Consider the following 20,288-nt stretch of genomic DNA (forward strand, 5'->3'; position numbering starts at 1 on the left):
GCACACCCGAGGCGCACCCTCGCTACCTCCAATAACAATTTCATTGCAGGCCTTGCCATGCGCGGTACGTCCATCGCTTCATCCCCTTCAACCTCCCACTGCACAGTCGCCGAACGCCGGCCTTCGGTCATCGGCGGCGCCATGATCATCGGCGGCACCATTGTCGGAGCGGGCATGTTCTCGCTGCCGGTGATGATGTCGGGGCTGTGGTTCCAAGGTTCCCTCGCGGTGCTGGCGCTGTCGTGGTTCTGCACCCTGCACTCGGGGCTGATGATCCTCGAAGCCAACCTCAACTACCGGCCGGGGGCGAGTTTCTCGACCATCACCCGCGACCTGATCGGCCGGCGCTGGAGCCTGTTCAACGGCGCCACCCTGGTGTTCGTCCTGTACATCCTGACCTATGCCTATATCTCGGCCAGCGGCTCGGTGATCCGTCACACCGCCCACAACCTGGGCCTGGAGATTTCCTCGCGCAACGGCGGCCTGCTGTTCGCCCTGGCGGTGGCCCTGGTGGTCTGGCTCAGCACCGCGGCGGTCAGCCGCATCACCACCCTGGTGTTCGGCGCCAAGATCCTCGCCTTCTTCCTGACCTTCGGTGGCCTGCTCGGCCATGTGCAGCCACAGGTTTTGCTCGATCGCGGCAACCCGCAACCGGACTACCTGCCCTATCTGTTCATGACCCTGCCGTTCTGCCTGACCTCCTTCGGCTTTCACGGCAACGTGCCGAGCCTGATGAAGCACTACGGCAAGGACCCGCAGCGCATCCGCAACTGCCTGCTGATCGGCACCCTGATCGCCCTGGTCCTGTACACGGTGTGGATGCTCTGCACCATGGGCACCCTGCCCCGCGAGCAGTTCAAGGACATCGCCCGCCAGGGCGGCACCATCGATGTGCTGATCAGCGCCCTGGGCAGCATGCTCGACAGCGCCCGGGTCGACCTGCTGCTGACCCTGTTCTCCAACTTTGCCGTGGCCTGTTCGTTCCTCGGCGTCACCCTGGGGTTGTTCGACTATATCGCCGACTCCCTGGGCTTCGACGACAGCCCCCGGGGCCGCCTGAAAAGTGCGCTGGCCACCTTCGCCCCGCCGATCGGCTGCGCGCTGATCTGGCCGGAAGGCTTCATCCTTGCCATTGGTTTTGCCGGCCTGGCGGCGACCGTCTGGGCGGTGATCACCCCGGCCCTGCTCGCCCACGCCTCGCGCAAACGCTTCGCCAACCCGCTGTACCGGGTCTGGGGCGGCACGCCGATGATCGTCCTGGTGCTGCTGTTCGGCCTGGCCAACGCCCTGGCCCACCTGCTGTTCAGCTTCGACCTGCTGCCGGTCTGGCGTTAGTCGGGAGACGGGCAAAAAAAAAGCCCCGCCGAAGCGGGGCTGAAACGAAAGGAGCTTTAACGGATGAGAAAGAGCTCTTTACAGCATCAAACCAACCTTAGAACACGTACTGCACACGAGCGACCAGGGCATCACCGCTGTCGTCGCCAACGTTGTTGGTGACGTTGTCGGTGCTGACCTTGATGTAGTTGGCGGAAATCTTGACCGCCTCGTTGGCATACCAGTTGACACCGATGGTGTTCAGGCTGGCCTTGGCGTCGCCGACCTCACGGGTCGAGGTGCTGCTCACGACGTTCTCATCGTCGACCTTGATGTTGTCGTAGCGATAGAACACTTCCCAGGCACCGTACTGCTTGTTCTCAGGTTTGATCGAGTCGAACTTGGCACCGTCGAGCTTGTAGGAACGGGACTCGCCGGTCAGGGTGTAGGCCAGCTGGCCGTAGTAACCCGTGGCTTTCACGTCCTGGTAAGCGTTGCTGTCAGCCTTCATTTTGCGCTTGAGGTATTCAGCCTGGACCGAGAACGGGCCGGTAGCGAAGGCGAATTCGCCGCCGAACACGGTATCGGTGTCGTAGGCGCCGACCGCAGTGATGTTCGGGGTGGAAGAGTTCGCTGGGGTCAGGCCGATGCCGCCGCCGAAGGTGGCACGGTTACCGTTGGCGCCAGCGTCGTTACCGCCGTTGGTGGCAACGCCACGAACGCCCAGACGTGGGCGAATACGCGAATCGAAAGCGGTGTCGTTCAGGTCGCGGCTGGCGAAGTCCAGACCGAAGTGCAGCACGTTGCCGGTTTCATGCATCGGAGCGAATACGGCACGGGCGTTGAATTGCTTGACGCTGTCGCCGTCGCTGTCGTTCAGGTCCTTGGCCGACACGCTGGTGGACAGGTAAGCCATATCCGCCACGACCGAACCAACCTGCAGGCCCATGCCGTTTTCGTGGGTGTTGACCCAGTCAGCCAGTTCGTAGGCCGAGTTACGCTCCATGGCAGTAACCCACTTGGAGCTGGTGGCTTTCTCCAGACCGAAGTCCGGGTCGAAACGGCCAACACGGATGGTCACAGGCTTGAAGCCGACATAGGAGATCGACGCTTCGTCGAAGTAGCCGTCATCGGAAGAACCGGAGTTGTGCGAGAAGTCGTAGTTGAGCTGGTATTTCCAGTCCTTGTAGGCGGTGCCGCCCAGTTCCAGGAAAGCGCGACGGAAATAGGCGCCATCACCAGAATTACCATTCTTGGTGTAGTAATCATCGAAACGACCGTAATCGGCCTGCAGACGACCACCCAGCTTGAAGCTGAAAGCGGAGTCGGTAGTGGCAACCTCAAGGCCGCCCTTGGTCTTGACTACGATATCGGCGCCATCGGTGGTGACGGTGCCAGCGAAAGCCTGGGCGGTAACTGCCAGGGCCAGGGCGCTGGCGGCAAAACCGGCGAAGTGCTTACGGATCATCGAAGATTTCCCCTAATTGGTGGTCTGTAGCGCTGGAAAAAACACGCGAGTCAGGCCCGCTTGTGTTGGGAGGGAATCTTGGCGGCGGGTTATTTCAGGGGAGTTGCCGATAGATAAAGATTTGATGACAGCGGAACTTTTTTACTTCCAAACGAAATAAGGCAAAAAGCCTGTACTAGAGCGGTCGGCGGGGTATTTGGGGGGAAACGAAACCCTGTAGCCGCTAGCGAAGCCTGCGATCGGCCGAACGGCCGCAGCGACTTCAAGATCGCTGAAGGCCTTCGGCCTTATCGCAGCCCGCGGCAGCGGCTACAGGAGCTCGTAGACCTTGCAGGCGTTGGTGTAGCCGCTGGCGAAGCCTGCGATCGAGCGCGAAGCGGTCGCGCTCTTGAGGACCTTGAAGCTTCAGCGGTTACGGGAGGATTGTCGGGTGAAATCAGGCGTTGCGCTTGCGCTCGGCGGCCAGGCGTTCGGCCAGCGCATCGATGTCGGCGATGGGCGCTTGCGGCATCTTGCGCAAGGTGGCCTGCATCAGGCGCATCTGCCGCAGGAACCGCCGGCAATTGGGGCAGAACAACAGGTGATGGCGCTGGATCAGGCGCTGGCGAAAGCTCAGCTGACCATCGAGATAGTCGCTGGAACGTGCCACTTGTTCCTTGCAGGTCAGCATTGGCCGGTCTCCTCGAAGTGCTCCACCGTGGCAAAAATCTTCAGCCGCGCCCGGTGCAGCAGCACCCGGACATTGGAGAGGGAAATGTCCAGAAGATTACAGATCTCCTCCAACTCCAGGCCCTGGCGCTCGCGCAGGGTCAACACGCTGCCTTGCAGTTCCGACAGGCTCAGCAAAGTGTGCTCCAGGCATTCGCGCAGTTCGGCCTCGGTAAGCAGGGCTTCCGGGGTATCGGCGTGCCAGGCGAACGGCGCCACCAGCCAGTGCCCGTCAGAGGAAGAAAAACGCTCGTCGCCGATGGTGCCGTGGGGTGCCGGCAAGTCATCCAGCAGGACTTCGCGGCGGTTCTGTTTGTAGCGGCTTTTCGCCGAGTTGGCGGTGATGGTCAACAGCCAGGTCTTGAGGCTGGAACGCCCCTGGAAACCAGCCAGGTTGCGCACCACCGACAGCCAGGCATCCTGCACCACTTCGTCGGCGTGGCGCTGGCCGACAATGGCGTAGGCCACGGCGCGCATGGCGCTCTGGTAGGTGCCGACCAGTTCCTTGTAGGCCTTTTGCTCGCCGGCCAACAGGCGTTCAAGCAGTTGCGTGTCGTCAGCTGCGGACATTCATGCCTCGTAATCGGAATCCAGGATCGCAACCGCTGAAGCAGCGGCTGCGATCCATAAGACTGTCAACGCTTGCGCAGAAGCACACTGCCAATCGAATAACCGGCGCCGAACGAGCTGAGCACCGCCAGCGAGCCGCTGCTCAGGTCATCCTGGTTCTTGTGGAACGCGATCACCGAACCGGCCGAACTGGTGTTGGCGTAGGTGTCGAGAATCACCGGTGCTTCCTCTTCGGTGGCCTCGCGGCCCAGCAGCTTCTTGACGATCAGGTGGTTCATGCTGAGGTTGGCCTGGTGCAGCCAGAAACGCTTCACGTCGCTGACGTTCAGCTGGTTTTCCTGCAGGTGCTCGGCGATCAGTTCCGCCACCATCGGGCAGACGTCGCGGAACACCTTGCGGCCTTCCTGCACGAAGAGTTTGTCCGGCGCGCCGATACCCTCTTCCGCGGCGCGGTTGAGGAAGCCGAAGTTGTTGCGGATGTTGTTGGAGAACTTGGTCAGCAGCTTGGTGCTGATGATGTCGAACTGGTACGGCGAAGTGGCCAGGTCAGCCCGTTCGATGATCACCGCGGTGGCCGCGTCGCCGAAGATGAAGTGGCTGTCGCGGTCACGGAAGTTCAGGTGGCCGGTGCAGACTTCCGGGTTGACCATCAGGATCGCCCGGGCCTGGCCCAGTTGCACGCTGTTGCAGGCCGCCTGGATGCCGAAGGTGGCCGAGGAGCAGGCCACGTTCATGTCGAAACCGAAACCTTCGATACCCAGGGCTTCCTGGACTTCGATGGCGATGGCCGGGTAGGCGCGCTGCAGGTTGGAGCAGGCGACGATCACCCCGTCGATGTCCGCGGCGGTCTTGCCGGCGCGTTGCAGGGCCTGTTCGGCGGCGCCGATGGCCATCTGGCAGAGCACCGACCATTCGTCGTTGGAACGCTCGGGCAGGCGCGGGGCCATGCGCTGCGGATCGAGGATGCCGTCCTTGTCCATGACAAAGCGGCTTTTGATGCCGGAGGCCTTCTCGATGAAGGCCGCGCTGGATTCGGTCAGGGCCTGAACGTCGCCGCGCTCGATCGCTTGCGCGTTATCGGCGTTGAATTGATGCACGTAGGTGTTGAAAGACTCCACCAGCTCTTCGTTGGAGATGCTGTTGGCCGGGGTGTACAGGCCAGTGCCGCTGATGACGACGTTATGCACGGTCGTTCCTCTATTCTGTTCAGGCAGAAGGTATTGGCACCGTCGTACCAAACCGTAAATGGTCTATCCCGACTGGCGGAATAGGACCTGACATCGCTTTATTCCGCTTTGCCCGGGCGGCGAACGCTCAAAACCGCGGGGCCGGCATTTATAACGGCGAAGTTTGCCATAAACGCCGGCGTTTAGCCCCATCGGCAAGCGTAATCGCCGTAACGTCGCCGATCCCTGTAGCCGCTGCCGCAGGCTGCGATCGACCTCGAAGAGGGTGTGCCCTTGAGATCGCGGGAAGGTCCTGCGGGCCTTATCGCAGTCGGCGGCAGCGGCTACAGATCGCGTCAGGCTTCCACCTGGCTCCACTGCTTGTTCAGGCGCTTGTCGGAAATCGGCGCCTTGGTGCCCAATTGCTGGGCGAACAGCGAGACCCGGTATTCCTCCAGCCACCAGCGATACAGCTCCAGTTGCGGGTCGCGCTTGCCTTCCTGGGCATGTTTGCTCGCCCGCGCCTGGTACTGGTTCCACAGGCCGGCCAGTTCGGTGCTCCAGACCCGGTCCTTCTGCACCTGGCTGCCGAGCTTCTCAAAGCGCAGCTCCACGGCCTTGAGGTAACGCGGCAGTTCCTTGAGCCACTGCGCCGGGGTCTCGCGGACAAACCCCGGGTACACCAGATGGCCGAGCTGCGACTTGATGTCGTTCAGCGCCACCGCCTGGGCCAGGTCGATCTTGCCCTTGAAGCGCTTTTGCAGGCCATGCCAGAGCTTGAGGATCTCCAGGGTCAGGCGCGCCAGGCGCTCGGCGTGCTCGGTCCAGCTGCCGCGCTTGCGCTCGGCCAGCGAGGCCAGGCCGGCGCCATCGCGCGGCAGGCTGTCCTCGCCTTCCAGCACGCAGCTGTCGAGGCTGGCCAGCAGGATGTCTTCCACTAGGGCATCGACGCGCCCCAGCTCGCGATACAGCAGGCCCAGCTCGGTCAGCCCCGGCAGCTTGTTGCGCAGGAACTTGGCCGGCTCGGCCAGCTGTTGCAGCAGCAGGCGCTGCAAGGCGCGGCGATGCTGGAACTCGGCTTCGGCCGGAGTGGAGAAACGCCCCTCCTTGACCGTGCCACCCTCTTCCACCAGCGCCGGATACACCGTCATCGACAGCCCGGCGATCTTCTGCTGGGTTTTCTCCGCCACCGCGGCGAATACCTTGGCTTCCACCGGCTGCTGGCTTTTCGCGGTTTGCGGCACGGCCAGGGCGGCCTGGCTGGCCTCGGCGAAACGCGCGGTCAGCTCGGCCAGGTCGCGGCCTTCGCCGAGGAACTTGCCCTGGGCATCGACGATTTCCAGGTTCATCCGCAGGTGGCTTTCCACCTGTTGCGCCGACTCGGCCCAGGCCTCGTCGCTGACCCGCGCCCCGGTCATGCGCAGCAGTTCGCGGCCTAGGGCCTGGGACAACGAGCCCTGGGCGAAGTCGATACGCGCCAGGGCCGCCTTGACGAAGTCCGGCACCGGTACGAAATTCTTGCGCAGCGCCTTGGGCAGGTTGCGCACCAGGGCGATGCACTTGGCTTCCACCAGCCCCGGCACCAGCCATTCCAGGCGCTCGGCGGGCAAGGCCGGCAGCAGCGGCGCCGGCACCCGCAGGGTCACGCCGTCCCGTGGATGGTTGGGCTCGAAGTGGTAACTCAGGGCCAATTCCAGATCGCCGATCTGCAAAGTATCCGGGTACTGCATGGCGGTGACTTCGCTGGCTTCGCGGGCCAGCACGTCCTCCTCGCGCATGATCAGCAACTGTGGGTCTTTCTGGCTGTGCACCCGGTACCAGCTGTCGAAGGTCGCGGTCTGGTGGATCTCCGCCGGCAGGCGCGCGTCGTAGAAGGCAAACAGGGTTTCCTCATCGGCGAGGATGTCGCGGCGCCGAGCCTTGGCTTCCAGTTCGTCGAGCTGCTCGAGCAGCCGCGTGTTGGCGCTCAGGCACTTGGCTTTCGACTGGATCTCGCCACGCACCAGGCCCTCGCGGATAAACAGCTCGCGCGACACCAGCGGGTCCACCGGGCCGTAATGCACCGGGCGGCGACCGACCACGATCAGGCCGAACAAGGTGATCTGCTCGTAGGCCACCACCTGCCCGCGCTTCTTCTCCCAATGGGGTTCGAAGTGGTTCTTCTTGATCAAGTGCCCAGCCAACGGCTCGATCCAGTCGGCGTCGATCTTCGCCACCATGCGCGCGTAGAGCTTGGTGGTTTCCACCAGTTCGGCGGTCATCAGCCATTGCGGGCGCTTCTTGCCGATCCCCGACGACGGGTGAATCCAGAAGCGCCGCTGGCGGGCGCCGAGGTAATCGCCTTCCTCGGTCTTCTGGCCGATCTGGCTCAGCAGGCCGACCAGCACCGCCTTGTGCAGCTTCGGGTAATCGGCCGGCTCCTTGTTCAGGCTCAATTGCAGGTCGCGGCAGATCAGGCTCAGTTGGCGATGGGAGTCGCGCCACTCGCGCAGGCGCAAGTAGTTGAGGAAATTCTTGCGGCACCAGTTACGCAACGGGCTGGCGGTCAGCGCCTGGCGCTGCTCTTCGAAGCCGCGCCACAGATTGACCAGCCCGGCGAAATCCGAGTCGGCGTCCTTCCACTGCGCGTGGGCCTGGTCGGCCGCCTGCTGGCGCTCCGGCGGCCGCTCGCGCGGGTCCTGGATCGACATGGCACTGGCGACGATCAGCACTTCCTGCAGGCTGCCCAGCTTCGCCGCTTCCAGCAGCATGCGGCCCATGCGCGGGTCCACCGGCAGCCGTGCCAACTGGCGGCCCAGTGGCGTCAGCTGGCTGTTGCGGTCCACCGCCGAGAGTTCTTGCAACAGGTTGAAACCGTCGCTGATGGCCTTGCCATCCGGCGGTTCGATAAAGGGGAACGCGGTGATTTCACCAAGGCGCAGATGGAGCATCTGCAGGATCACCGCCGCCAGGTTGGTGCGCAGGATTTCCGGGTCGGTGAATTCCGGACGGCCGTTGAAATCCTCTTCACTGTACAGGCGCACGCAGATGCCCGGCTCGACCCGGCCGCAGCGGCCTTTGCGCTGGTTGGCGCTGGCCTGGGAAATCGCCTCGATAGGCAGGCGCTGGACCTTGGCCCGGTAGCTGTAGCGGCTGATGCGCGCGGTGCCGCTGTCGATCACGTAGCGGATGCCCGGCACGGTCAGCGAGGTCTCGGCGACGTTGGTCGCCAGCACTACCCTGCGACCCGGGTGCGACTGGAAAATCCGCTGCTGCTCGGCCGGCGACAGGCGCGCGTACAGCGGCAGGATCTCGGTGTGCTTGAGCTGGGCCTTGCGCAGCATTTCGGCGGCGTCGCGAATCTCCCGCTCGCCCGGCAGGAACACCAGCACGTCACCCGGGCTGCGGCGTTCGCTGCGCTCATGGGCGGCGATTTCATCGAGGGTGGCGAGGATCGCCTGGTCCACCGTCAGGTCGTCCTCGACCCGGTTGCCCTCTTCGTCCTGCTCCAGGGTCAGCGGGCGGTACCAGGTTTCCACCGGGAAGGTGCGGCCGGAGACCTCGACGATCGGCGCGTCGTCGAAGTGCTTGGAGAAGCGCTCCAGGTCGATGGTCGCCGAGGTGATGATGACCTTGAGGTCCGGACGCCGTGGCAGCAGGGTCTTCAGGTAGCCCAGCAGGAAGTCGATGTTCAGGCTGCGTTCGTGGGCTTCGTCGACGATGATCGTGTCGTAGCGTTCCAGGTAGCGGTCGTTCTGGGTTTCCGCCAGCAGGATGCCGTCGGTCATCAGCTTGATCAGGGTGTTGGAATCGCTCTGGTCTTCGAAGCGCACCTGGTAACCCACCAGGGCACCCAGCGGCGTCGCCAGCTCTTCGGCGACCCGGCTGGCGACGCTACGCGCGGCGATCCGCCGGGGCTGGGTGTGACCGATCAGGCCGTGCTGGCCGCGACCGATTTCCAGGCAGATCTTCGGCAACTGGGTGGTTTTGCCCGAGCCGGTTTCGCCAGCGATGATCAGCACCTGGTGCTTTTGCAGCGCCGCCTTGATCTCGTCGCGCTTGGCGGCGATCGGCAGGCTGTCGTCGTAGCGAATCGACGGCACGCTGGCGCGCCGCGTCAGCACCTGGGCGCAGGACGCCTGCATGCGCTCGACCCACTGCGCAAGCTTGGCCTCGTCGGGCTTCTTGCGCAGCTCAAGCAGCTGCCGACGCAACCGGTGGCGGTCGGCAAGCATGGCGTGGTCGAGGTTTTTCAGCAGTTGGTCGATTGCAGGCGATTCGGAAGTCATAGGAAAGCAGCGGCAAGCTTCAAGCGAAAAGCCGCAAGATTAACGCAGCTTTACGCTTTTAGCTTGCAGCTTGTAACTTGCCGCTGCCCCTTCTATTCGTTATCCCGGTCCTTGCGCCGGTATGGGAACACATCGATCACCTTGCCGGCGCGAATGGCCTCCTGCAGGCCTTTCCAGTAATCGGCGTTGTACAACTCGCCGTGCAACTGGTCGAACAGCTTGCGCTGCCCGGCGTCGGCGAACAGGAACGGCGGGAACTCCTCGGGGAACACGTCCAGCGGGCCGATGGAATACCAGGGCTCGGAGGCCATTTCGTCCTCCGGGGTTCGCGGCGCCGGGATGTGGCGGAAGTTGGCTTCGGTGAGGAAGCAGATCTCGTCGTAGTCGTAGAACACCACCCGGCCATGGCGGGTGACGCCGAAGTTCTTCAGCAGCATGTCGCCGGGAAAGATGTTGGCCGCGGCCAGTTGCTTGATCGCCAGGCCGTAGTCCTCCAGCGCCTCGCGCACCTGGGCCGGGTTGGCGTGGTCCAGGTAAAGGTTGAGCGGGGTCATGCGCCGCTCGGTCCAGCAGTGGCGGATCAGCACCGTATCGCCCTCCACCGACACCGTGGACGGCGCGACTTCCAACAGTTCCTCCAGGCACGCGGGGTCGAACTTGCCCAGGGGAAAGCGGAAATCGGCGAACTCCTGGGTATCGGCCATGCGCCCGACCCGGTCGACGCTTTTCACCAGGCGGTACTTCTCGATCACCGTGGCACGGTCGACGTTTTTCGACGGCGAGAAGCGGTCCTTGATGATCTTGAACACGGTGTTGAAGCCCGGCAGGGTGAACACGCTCATGACCATGCCGCGCACGCCCGGGGCCATGATGAACTGGTCGTCGGTGTTGGCCAGGTGGTTGATCAGCGCCCGGTAGAACTCGGACTTGCCGTGCTTGTAGAAACCGATGGAGGTGTACAGCTCGGCGATGTGCTTGCCCGGCAGGATGCGCTTGAGGAAACCGATGAACTCCGCCGGCACCGGCACGTCGACCATGAAATAGGAGCGGGTGAAGGAAAAGATGATCGACACATCGGCTTCGTCGGTGATCAGCGCGTCGATCTGGATCCCCCGCCCTTCGCGGTGCAGCAGTGGAATCACCAGCGGCCACTGCTCGTCGTGGGTGTAGATGCGGCCCACCAGGTAGGCGCCCTTGTTGCGGTACAGCACCGAGGAAAACAACTCCACCGCCAGTTCCGGGTCCTTGCACACCCAGTCCGGCAGGTTCTCCCGCAGTTGCGACTCCAGGCGCCGCAGGTCGCCGGGCAGGTCGGCGTAGGCCTCGCTGAAGCTGTAGTCGACGAAGATCTGTTCGAGCATCGTCGACAGATGACCTTGCGGCCGGTAGGTGCGGGTCTGCGCGGCCCGGGCGCGGCGCAGGCTCGGCCGCGTGGTGTGGATGAACATGCAGCCGTCGCTGATCAGGTCATGGCTGAACAGGCCGCAGAAGGCCGAGTTGTACCAGGTCTCGGACAGCTCATCGTCGAAGCGCAGGTCGATCAGGCTGATATAGGCGCTTTTCACCAGCGGCCACTGATTGACGTCGAGCAGGGTCTCCAGGTCGAAGGTCGTACGCAGCCGCTGCACGGTCTCGCTGACCTTTTCCTCGTACAGGTTGATCCGTGCCGCCGAGGCGGTCTGCGCCTCCTGCCACTGCGCCTGTTCGAAGCGCGCCCGGGCACCGTCGGTGATCTGGCGAAAGTGCTCGCGGTAATCGTCGAAGCCATCGAGGATCGTTCGAGCGATATCGGCGGCGGGCCATTTCTGCGGCATGGTGAGACCTCTGCGGGAATTCGGAAAGGCCTGAGCTTAGCCAGTGAACCGGGTGCAGGAGAAGTGCAATTTTTCCGTAGAGAGAAGGATCCCACCAATTCGACCGCAAGATAGCGATTGCCCGCGTCCCGACTCTCGGCAACACTCTCGCCCTGCTGAAAAAAGGGCCGTTGAACGGCCTATTAAAGGAGTTGCGCCGTGAGACTTGTCGATACCCTGCGTTTGTTGTCCCTGGCCGCGATCTGGGGCGCGAGTTTTCTGTTCATGCGCATCATCGCTCCAGTGATCGGCAGCATTCCCACGGCATTCTTTCGTGTCTCCATCGCCGCCACCGGCCTGCTGGTGATCCTCGCGCTGATGCGCATCAGCTGGAACTTCCAGGGCAAGTTCAAGACCGTGCTGCTGCTCGGCGTAATCAACTCCGGCATCCCCGCCACCATGTACTCGGTGGCGGCCCTGGTGCTGCCGGCCGGTTATTCGGCGATCTTCAATGCCACCACGCCGTTGATGGGCGTACTGATCGGCGGGTTGTTCTTCCATGAAAAACTGACCCCGCCAAAAATCGCCGGGGTCAGCCTGGGCCTGTTCGGCGTGGGCATCCTGACCCGCGCCGGCCCCATGGCATTCGACCTGGAACTGCTGCTGGGCGCGCTGGCCTGCCTGCTCGCCACCACCTGCTACGGCTTCGCCGGCTTCCTCGCGCGACGCTGGCTGGACCAGGCCGGCGGCCTCGACAGTCGCCTCTCGGCCCTGGGCAGCATGCTCGGCGCCAGCCTGTTCCTGCTGCCGGTCTTCGCCTACAGCGCCATCAGCCAGCCGCCCGCCAGCTGGGGCGGCTGGAGCGTCTGGCTGTCGTTGCTGGGCCTGGGCCTGGCCTGCACCGCCTTTGCCTACATCCTGTATTTCCGCCTGCTGAGTTCGATCGGCCCGGTCAAGTCCATGACCGTGACCTTCATGATCCCGCCGTTCGGGGTGCTGTGGGGCGCGTTGCTGCTGGACGAGCCGCTGTCCATGGCTCACCTGTATGGCGGCGTGCTGATCGCCGCGGCCTTGTGGCTGGTCCTCAAGCCAGGGGCCCGGGTCGCCTCGCCCCGGGAACTGGCAGATCGCTGATCGCGTCGATTCTCCGACATTGCGAGCGGTCCTGAAACATGGGCGCGCTCGCCACTTGCATGACAGTCTCGATCAGGCTTGAGCGGAATCGAACTGCATATCGGACACCGTAACTTCCGCCCTTCGGCAAAAGAACTTAAAACAATAAAAATCATCGCCTTCTAAAAACAAATACTGCTCTCTCAATAAAAACATCCCCTCAAGCAAAAAAAATCATTACCCCGCCGTCTTTATTTTCTACCCCCTTCTTTCACCCCTCGTCCAAACCCCATAAAACTTGAACACAATTCGCAAAATAAGCCCGCGCCAGACAGTTCCACTGATAACAACAACGAACTAACCACAATCAACAAAGATTATTCTCGATCACCATAAAGATATTTCTGAAAAGTTTAAAAAAAGTTCCCAACCTCTCTCCCCACGTATATTCCTGCCTTCTTCTTTATTAAGTTACCGGCCCGTTCACAACTTCCCCGGACAACTTGATCAGTTATTCAACGCTTATGAACAGATCACTCAGGCCGCACTGTTACAGCACCGGTCCTATTGCACTTCATAGCCAGAAAACTCCTCTCCCGGCCAAGAGGCGCTTCGCGCTTCCGTGCAGCCATCGAACGCTTTCAACCCCCGGCGCGCGCCGCTGACCCATAGCGCACTCAACGCCATTTCCATCCCTCCGACCACACAGGCACCGCCTTGGAAAAGAAAACCATGACACCCCACAGCTTCAGACCCTCCAGCACCGCGCTCGCCGTCGCACTGGCGTTGAGCTCCTTCGCCCCGGCCGTATTCGCCACGACGAACTGGACCGGAGACGCCCATCACATTGTCTATGACGAAGACGGCAATCCCCATCGGGTCGACGACAGCAACGCCTGGGAAAACAGTGGCAACTGGAGCAACGGCGCTCCCGCCAGCAATGAGGCGGTCAACATCGACCGGCCGCTCGCCGGGCGCAATAACCAGGTCGCGCAACTGGACAGCGCACGAACGGTCGGCAGCCTGAACGTCGGCACCGCCAACAATGGCCTGGGCCAGTTGAATGTCGGCGCCAACGGCAAACTGAACATCGGTGACAGCTTCACCCTGGGCACCGTCCAAGGCGCCACGGGCAAGGCCACCTTCAACAACGGCGCGACAGTGAACACCGGCGGTGACCTGATCGTCGGCAAAGGCGGATCGGCCGACCTGACCCTCAAAGACGGCTCCAAGGCCCGCTCCCAGGGCGACACCCTGATCGGCGCAGACCGCGGTGCCTCCGGCACCCTTATCGTCGACAGCGGCTCGACGCTGACCAGCGACAAGCGGCTGGTAGTCGGCGGTGCCGGCAACGGCACCCTGCAAATCAAGAACGGCGGCCAGGTCACCAGCCAGGACAGCATCATCGCCGCCGACCTGGGCGCCAATGGCAGCGCCAGCCTCGATGGCGCCGGCAGCCTGTGGAAGACCCTCGGCGACATGATCGTCGGCCAGGCCGGCAACGGCTCGCTGTCGCTCACCAACGGCGCCAAGGTGCAGAACGGTGGCAGCACCGTCCTCGGTGCGCTCAGAGGCGGTAGCGGTACGGTCAGCGTCGACAACGGCACGCTGTCCACCGACAAGACCCTGATCGTCGGCGGCGCCGGCAACGGCACCCTACAAATCAAGAACGGCGGCCAGGTCACCAGCCAGGACAGCATCATCGCCGCCGACCTGGGTTCCAATGGCAGCGCCAGCCTCGATGGCGCCGACAGCTTGTGGAAGACCCTCGGCGATATGATCGTCGGCCAGGCGGGCAACGGCTCGCTGTCGCTCACCAACGGGGCCAAGGTGCAGAACGGTGGCAACACCGTCCTCGGCGCACTCAAGGGCGGCAGCGGTACGCTCAGCGTCGACAACAGCACACTGTCCACCGACAAGACGCTGATCGTCGGCGGCGCCGGCAACGGCACCCTGCAAATCAAGAACGGCGGCCAGGTCACCAGCCAGGACAGCATCATCGCCGCCGACCTGGGCTCCAATGGCAGCGTCAGCCTCGATGGCGCCAACAGCCTGTGGAAGACCCTGGGCGACATGATCGTCGGCCAGGCGGGCAACGGCTCGCTGCTGCTCACCAACGGGGCCAAGGTGCAGAACGGTGGCAACACCATCCTCGGCGCGCGCAAAGGCTCAAGCGGTACGCTCAGCGTCGACAACGGCACGCTGTCCACCGACAAGACGCTGCTGGTTGGCGGCGCCGGCAACGGTACCCTGGAGATCAAGAATGGCGGTCAGGTAAACAGCCAGGACGGCATCATCGGTGCCAACCAGGGCGCCAATGGCAGCGCCAGCATCGACGGCGCGGGCAGCCTCTGGGAAACCCTCGGCGACCTGACCGTGGGCCAGGGCGGTAACGCCAGCCTGGTGCTCGCCAACCAGGGCGTGGCCAAAGTCGGCAGCGGCATCCTGCGGATCGCCGCCGACGGCACCTCCAATGCCGCTCTTTATGTGGGAGCGACCAGCGACAAGGCCGCCGACGCCAAGGGCGCGGGCAAGCTGGAAGCCAAACGCGTGGTCTTCGGCCAGGGCCAGGGCCTGGTCCAGTTCAACCACAACGACCGTGACTACCAGTTCGATGCCGGCTTCGAAGGTCAGGGCCGCATCAATCACATCGCCGGGCAGACCGTGTTCAACGGTGACTCCAGCCGCTTCACCGGCCAGTTGAATGTCAAAGGCGGCGAACTGCTGCTGAACAACGTCATGGCCGGGCAAGTACAGGTCGACAAGAACGCCAGCCTGCACATCGGTGCCTTCAACGGCAGCCAAGGCGAAGTGCTCAGCGATATCGGCAACGATGGCAAGGTGGTGTTCGACCGTAACAACCAGTACCAATACGACCATGTCATCTACGGCAGCGGCTCGGTCGAGCAGCGCGGCACGGGGACCACCGTGCTCACCGGCGAAAACACCTACAAGGGCGGCACGCTGATCAGCAACGGCACCCTGCAACTGGGTGCCGGCGCGAACGGCGGCAACAGCGGCTCGATCCTTGGCGACGTGCAGATCGACGCGCCCGGCAGCCTGGTGTTCAACCGTGCCAACGGCTACACCTTCGGCGGCGCCCTCTCCGGCACCGGCACGCTCTATAAGCGCGGTGCCGGGCGCACCGAGCTGAGCGGCGACAGTTCCGCCTTCCACGGCCGCAGCCTCGTCGAATCGGGCATCCTCGCCGTCAACGGCAAGCTCGGCGGCTCGACCGACGTGTATGACGGCGCAACCCTGGCCGGCAACGGCCAGGTCGGCAACGTCACCCTGCACAAAGGCGCGACCATCGCCCCCGGCAACTCCATCGGCACCCTGACCCTGGCCGGCGATCTCGACCAGCACAGCGGTTCGACCTTCCACGCCGAACTGCTGAGCACCGGGGCCAACGACCGGCTGTTGGTGAACGGCGCGGCGCGGCTCGAGGACGGCAGCATCATCAAGGCGAACAAACTCGACAGCAAACGCTACGAGCTGGACCGTCGCTACCTGGTGCTGGCGACCGAGAAAGGCCTGAGCGGGCGCTACAAGCTGACGGGCGATACCTGGGTCTCGACCTTCTATGACCTGGTGGACAACTACGACAGCCACAACGCCTACCTGGATGTGCAACAGACGCGCCTGTTCCAGGAAGCCGCCTTCACCCGCAACCAGCGGGCCACGGCCACTGCGGCACAAAGCCTGAAAGGCGCGGCCGTGCCGGCGCTGACGCCACCGGTGCACAACAAGCTGTTCGAGGCCATCGCCTATCTGCCCGATGACCACCAGGCACGGGATGCCTTCGATCAACTGTCCGGCGAGTTCCACAACTCCACCCGTTCGGCGCTGGTCCAGGACAGCCGCCTGGTTCGCGACGCGGCGAACACCCGCCTGCGCTCGGCGAGCGCCGCCCAGGCCCGTGACACCGCGAGCGACACTCACTCCGGCCTGACCCCGTGGATCACCACGCTGGGCAACTGGGGCGAAGTCAAGGGCGACAGCAATACCGCCAACCTGCGCAGTGACACCAAGGGCTTGCTCACCGGGGTCGATACCGCGGTCGGCGACCGCGGCCACGTCGGCGTGCTGACCGGCTACAGCCGCACCGAACTGAAGAGCTCGTCACGCGACTCCTCGAGCGACAACGACAACATCCACCTGGGTGTCTATGGCGGAACACAGGTCAGCGGCTTCGACCTGCGCGGCGGCATGGCGTACACCTGGAGCCGGATCGACGCCAAGCGTTCGGTGAACTTCGCCGGCTACAGCGACCACCTGAAGTCCAAGCATGACGCCAACACCCTGCAAGCCTTCGGCGAACTGGGCCGGCGCTTCGACCTCAGCCCTTCGGTACAGCTGGAACCCTTCGCCAACCTGGCCTATGTGCAGGTCAAGAGCGAAGGCTTCAAGGAAAGTGGTGGCCCTGCGGCCCTGCGCGCCAAGCACGCGTCGGACGAGCAGACCTTCTCCACCCTGGGTCTGCGCGCCAGCGCCGACAAGCAGCTGGACAACGGCAAGTTGCTCACCGTGTTCGGCAGCGCCGGCTGGAAACACGCCCTGAACGGCATCACACCGTCCAACACCTACCGTTTCGACGGCAGCGATGCGTTCCGTATCGAAGGTGCGGCCTACTCGCGTAATAGTGCAGTGGTCGAAGCCGGAGTGGAAACCCGGGTGACTCCCGAGCTGAGCCTGGGCGCCGCCTACAACGGGCAACTGGGCAGCGGTGCCAGCGAACATGGCCTGAGCCTGAACGCCAGCTACCGCTTCTGACCCCGCCCTGATCACGCAGCGGCGGCCCCGCCGCTGTGTGTTGTGGATTGACCGGCAAGGGAACACTTGCCGGTCTTTTTTTGCCTTTCGTCAAGGCATGCCTCCAGCAACAACGGGGGCATCCGTGACGGTCATTCAATACCCGGCGCTCTAGCGCCGGGCATTGGCCTATACCTGTGTCATGGCGACGTCAAGGTAATCAGGTACATCCCCGAGTTGACCGGTTTGCCCACCTCATCGACCAGCGCATATTGCTGATCGTAGTAGCGCCCGTCCTTGCCGCTGTCCGTGACCAGCTTGACGTTGACTGGCGATTTGCCGATGGCCGTCACCGAGCTCGATGGGCCGACGCCGTGTACACGAATGTCGTTGCCGCGGGAAAACTGCGGGCACTGGCGAAGACTCAACGCCGCCCCGCCTTGGGCAGTCGAGCTTGGCGTGCAAGGTTCCTCGACGATGCTGCCGTGAAAATAAATCGTTCCCTGAATGCTTTGAGGGGCTGCGGAACAGATTCCACTCAAGCCTAGAAACATGCCGACACCTGCCAAAACCAGCTTGCTACTCATTCTGACTATCTCCATTGGGCCTGAAGAGTATGTCGTCAGTGTAGAAGAAATCTTTAATTTTTAAGGTTTGTCCTATTCCCAACCCATCAATAAATAGGGTAAAAGCGAATACAAATTAATGGCAATGAGCCATCATTGCTATCGGCCAGTCCTGGCCAATCTGAAGGGCGCACCCAGGCAAAAAAAGGCGCAGCCCTCGCTCAAGTCGAAAGCTGCGCCCGGCCCTCATGAATCAGCTGTTTTGCGGAACACAAACACCAACCCGACGATGATCAACAGCATGCCGAGCACGCTCAGCAGTGCCAGCCGATTACCGAAGAACAGGTAGTCCATCACGGCCGTCACCGCCGGCACCAGGTAGAACAGGCTGGTGACATTCACCAGATTGCCGCGAGCGATCAGCCGGTACAGCAGCAAGGTCGCCAGCACCGAGACCACCAGCCCCATCCACAGCGCCGGGACGATAAAGCCGACGCTGTGCTCGAAGTGAAACGGCTGGAACGGCACGAACAGCGCGCACAGCAACAGCCCCGCCAGGTACTGCACCGGCAGGGTGCCCAGCGGGTTGTCGCTGATGCGCTTCTGCATGATCGAGCCCAGGGTCATGCTCACCAGGGCCAGCAGGCCGAAGAGCATCCCGGCCAGCGACATGCCGGCCAGGCCGATGCCCTGATAGACCACCATGATCAACCCGGCCAAACCCAGCGCCAGGCCGAACATCCGGCTCCAGGAGCGCTGACGCTCCATGATCACCACGGTGAGGATGGGTTGTACTCCCATGATGGTGGCCATCACTCCGGGGGTGACCTTCAGGTCCAGGGCCAGCAGGTAGAAGATCTGGTATGCCCCCAGCAACACCAGCCCGGTGGCCACCGCATACAGCATCGGCTTGCGTCCGCGGGGCAAACGCAGCTTGAGCAGGGGAATCAACAGCACCAGTCCGCACAGGGCGATGGCAAAACGGAACAACAGGAAGGCAAAGGGCGAGGCATGGGCCAGCCCCCATTTTGAGAAGATCGCCCCACTGCTCCAGAGCAGGACGAACAGGCTCGTGGAAGCCGCCGCAAGCGCGGACTTTTTTGATATGAACAACATGAATACCACCTGTAATCAGGCAAATAGCCAACTCAGCCGAGGCTGAAATTCAGTAGTTTTTTCTGGCGGGCGCGGGCAACAGCAAAGGTTGCTGATCAGCCCCGTACGACGACGCCCGGCGGTGATACGACGGCGCACACCGGCGTGCTACTGACAGGTGGGGGGTAATGACTGATCTGCACAGGCTGCGGGTTCCCGCACGGCACGACGCCAGCGTTGACCGCTGAATCGACTACCGCGTTGATGAGGGAATGAGGCATGTGCTGATCTTTCTGAAGTGGAAGGTGAATCTTCTGATACACCGGGCGCCGACTATAACCAGCGCCCGATATTCATTGCAACGCCTTATCCGAACAACCAGTAACCCAGGGCGGTCAGGACCACCACCGCCAGCACCGGACGCATGACGCGGTAGAGCTTCGGATTGCGGCGCTTCCATTGCTTGACCACGCCACTGATGCGGTCGCTGAAGCGCTTGCTCCAGGCATAGGCCTGGTTGATCCCGCCGACGCGCTCGTCGTCGAGGTTCTGCGGCGCGGTGGCACGCCCCAGCCAGGCGCTGATCCAGCGGTTGATACGGGTCATCAGCGGGTTGCTCAGCGGACGCTCGATGTCGCAGAACAGAATGACCCGGGTCTTGTCGGTCTCGTTTTTGACCCAGTGCACATAGGTTTCATCGAACATCACGTCTTCGCCATCGCGCCAGGCGTAGACCTGGCCGTCGACGAAAATCCGGCAGTCGTCGGAGTTCGGCGTGGACAGGCCCAGGTGATAACGCAGGGAGCCGGCGAACGGATCGCGGTGCGGGTTCAGATGGCTGCCACCGGGCAGCAGGGCGAACATCGCGCCCTTGACGTTAGGAATGCGGCTGACCAGTTCAACGGTCTTCGGGCACAGCAACTCGGCCGACGGCAGCGGTTTGTCGTACCACTTGAGGTAGAAACGCTTCCAGCCCTTCTTGAAGAACGAACCGAAACCGGCGTCGTTGTTCTTCTCGGCGGCGCGGATGTAACCCTCGTCGAACAAATGCATGGCTTCGTCGCGGATCACTTCCCAGTTGTCCTTGAGCACATCCAGCTCGGGGAACTTGCTGCGGTCCAGATAGGGCTTGGAAGGCACACCGGAAAACAGGTACATCAAGGCGTTATAAGGAGCGAACAGCGCCGAATGGTTGACGAACTGACGCAGCACCGGCAGTCGAGCCTTGCCGCGTAAATGCACGTAGAGAGTGCTGCCGATGAATAGCAGCAACACCGCTGACTTGGCGGCAAACGAAAGGCTCATGCAATATCTCCTTGAAATAATTACCGGCGGGGCAGCATTCATCCGGCATGGCAGCCGGCCATGATAAACACTCCTGGCCCCTGGAAAAACCCGCACAAACCGACAATCAGTGTTAACAGTCGTGCAATAAAACGCTGATTAACACACGCCAGCTGAACGCCAGCTGACGC

At 62.8% G+C, this 20,288-nt stretch carries 12 protein-coding genes; 3 read left to right on the forward strand and 9 right to left on the reverse strand.

The annotated features are described in order from the left end of the window. Positions 1 to 57: 57 nt before the first annotated feature. Positions 58 to 1,335 carry a tryptophan permease gene (mtr, locus tag J4E58_RS06190; protein WP_087089009.1) on the forward strand — a complete coding sequence of 426 codons (1,278 nt, stop codon included), beginning with the start codon at positions 58 to 60 and terminating at the stop codon, positions 1,333 to 1,335. 97 nt (positions 1,336 to 1,432) lie between these two features. Here the strand turns inward: mtr and J4E58_RS06195 are convergent, their stop codons facing one another. The 6 genes from J4E58_RS06195 to aceK form a co-directional block, all read right to left on the reverse strand. Beyond that, entirely contained in the window at positions 1,433 to 2,782 is a 1,350-nt protein-coding gene (locus tag J4E58_RS06195) for an OprO/OprP family phosphate-selective porin (protein WP_087089011.1), read from the reverse strand. Positions 2,783 to 3,218: 436 nt separating this feature from the next. Continuing rightward, positions 3,219 to 3,452: an anti-sigma factor gene (locus J4E58_RS06200; RefSeq protein WP_007926855.1), complete on the reverse strand. Its 234-nt coding sequence runs from the start codon at positions 3,450 to 3,452 to the stop codon at positions 3,219 to 3,221. Continuing rightward, complete coding sequence (locus tag J4E58_RS06205) at positions 3,446 to 4,060, reverse strand: RNA polymerase sigma factor (protein WP_007926857.1); 615 nt, start codon at positions 4,058 to 4,060, stop codon at positions 3,446 to 3,448. The genes J4E58_RS06200 and J4E58_RS06205 overlap by 7 nt, the downstream gene beginning before the upstream one ends. A 65-nt stretch (positions 4,061 to 4,125) precedes the next feature. Further along, positions 4,126 to 5,247: a beta-ketoacyl-ACP synthase III gene (locus tag J4E58_RS06210; protein ID WP_007926866.1), complete on the reverse strand. Its 1,122-nt coding sequence runs from the start codon at positions 5,245 to 5,247 to the stop codon at positions 4,126 to 4,128. 335 nt (positions 5,248 to 5,582) lie between these two features. Then, positions 5,583 to 9,494 (reverse strand): ATP-dependent RNA helicase HrpA, encoded by a 3,912-nt coding sequence (gene hrpA / locus J4E58_RS06215; RefSeq protein ID WP_087089013.1) that lies wholly within the window; start codon positions 9,492 to 9,494, stop codon positions 5,583 to 5,585. Positions 9,495 to 9,586: 92 nt separating this feature from the next. Further along, positions 9,587 to 11,308 (reverse strand): bifunctional isocitrate dehydrogenase kinase/phosphatase, encoded by a 1,722-nt coding sequence (gene aceK, locus J4E58_RS06220; RefSeq protein ID WP_053260022.1) that lies wholly within the window; start codon positions 11,306 to 11,308, stop codon positions 9,587 to 9,589. Positions 11,309 to 11,506: 198 nt separating this feature from the next. Here aceK and J4E58_RS06225 point away from each other — a divergent pair, with 198 nt between their 5' ends. Both J4E58_RS06225 and J4E58_RS06230 read left to right on the forward strand, forming a co-directional pair. Continuing rightward, positions 11,507 to 12,421 carry a DMT family transporter gene (locus tag J4E58_RS06225; protein WP_087089015.1) on the forward strand — a complete coding sequence of 305 codons (915 nt, stop codon included), beginning with the start codon at positions 11,507 to 11,509 and terminating at the stop codon, positions 12,419 to 12,421. A 711-nt stretch (positions 12,422 to 13,132) separates the two neighbouring features. After that, entirely contained in the window at positions 13,133 to 17,173 is a 4,041-nt protein-coding gene (locus J4E58_RS06230) for an autotransporter domain-containing protein (RefSeq protein WP_087089321.1), read from the forward strand. Between the two features lie 179 nt (positions 17,174 to 17,352). Here J4E58_RS06230 and J4E58_RS06235 read toward each other — a convergent pair whose 3' ends face one another. From J4E58_RS06235 to J4E58_RS06245, 3 genes are all read right to left on the reverse strand, one after another. Beyond that, entirely contained in the window at positions 17,353 to 17,739 is a 387-nt protein-coding gene (locus tag J4E58_RS06235) for a hypothetical protein (RefSeq protein WP_087089017.1), read from the reverse strand. Between the two features lie 225 nt (positions 17,740 to 17,964). Then, on the reverse strand, positions 17,965 to 18,834 hold the full coding sequence (locus tag J4E58_RS06240; protein ID WP_087089019.1) for a DMT family transporter: 870 nt from the start codon (positions 18,832 to 18,834) through the stop codon (positions 17,965 to 17,967). Positions 18,835 to 19,179: 345 nt separating this feature from the next. Then, positions 19,180 to 20,118, reverse strand: a complete 939-nt coding sequence (locus tag J4E58_RS06245) for an aspartyl/asparaginyl beta-hydroxylase domain-containing protein (protein ID WP_009042631.1) — start codon at positions 20,116 to 20,118, stop codon at positions 19,180 to 19,182. Positions 20,119 to 20,288: the final 170 nt, after the last annotated feature.

Source organism: Pseudomonas sp. FW305-25, assembly GCF_017351415.1.
GTDB classification, from domain to species: domain Bacteria; phylum Pseudomonadota; class Gammaproteobacteria; order Pseudomonadales; family Pseudomonadaceae; genus Aquipseudomonas; species Aquipseudomonas chlororaphis.

Bases quoted from the DNA above. Each gene is read 5' to 3' on its own strand.
- mtr (WP_087089009.1), top strand. From the start codon at position 58: ATGCGCGGTACGTCCATCGCTTCATCCCCTTCAACCTCCCACTGCACA.
- J4E58_RS06195 (WP_087089011.1), bottom strand. From the start codon at position 2,782: ATGATCCGTAAGCACTTCGCCGGTTTTGCCGCCAGCGCCCTGGCCCTG.
- J4E58_RS06200 (WP_007926855.1), bottom strand. From the start codon at position 3,452: ATGCTGACCTGCAAGGAACAAGTGGCACGTTCCAGCGACTATCTCGAT.
- J4E58_RS06205 (WP_007926857.1), bottom strand. From the start codon at position 4,060: ATGTCCGCAGCTGACGACACGCAACTGCTTGAACGCCTGTTGGCCGGC.
- hrpA (WP_087089013.1), bottom strand. From the start codon at position 9,494: ATGACTTCCGAATCGCCTGCAATCGACCAACTGCTGAAAAACCTCGAC.
- aceK (WP_053260022.1), bottom strand. From the start codon at position 11,308: ATGCCGCAGAAATGGCCCGCCGCCGATATCGCTCGAACGATCCTCGAT.
- J4E58_RS06230 (WP_087089321.1), top strand. From the start codon at position 13,133: ATGACACCCCACAGCTTCAGACCCTCCAGCACCGCGCTCGCCGTCGCA.
- J4E58_RS06235 (WP_087089017.1), bottom strand. From the start codon at position 17,739: ATGAGTAGCAAGCTGGTTTTGGCAGGTGTCGGCATGTTTCTAGGCTTG.
- J4E58_RS06240 (WP_087089019.1), bottom strand. From the start codon at position 18,834: ATGTTGTTCATATCAAAAAAGTCCGCGCTTGCGGCGGCTTCCACGAGC.
- J4E58_RS06245 (WP_009042631.1), bottom strand. From the start codon at position 20,118: ATGAGCCTTTCGTTTGCCGCCAAGTCAGCGGTGTTGCTGCTATTCATC.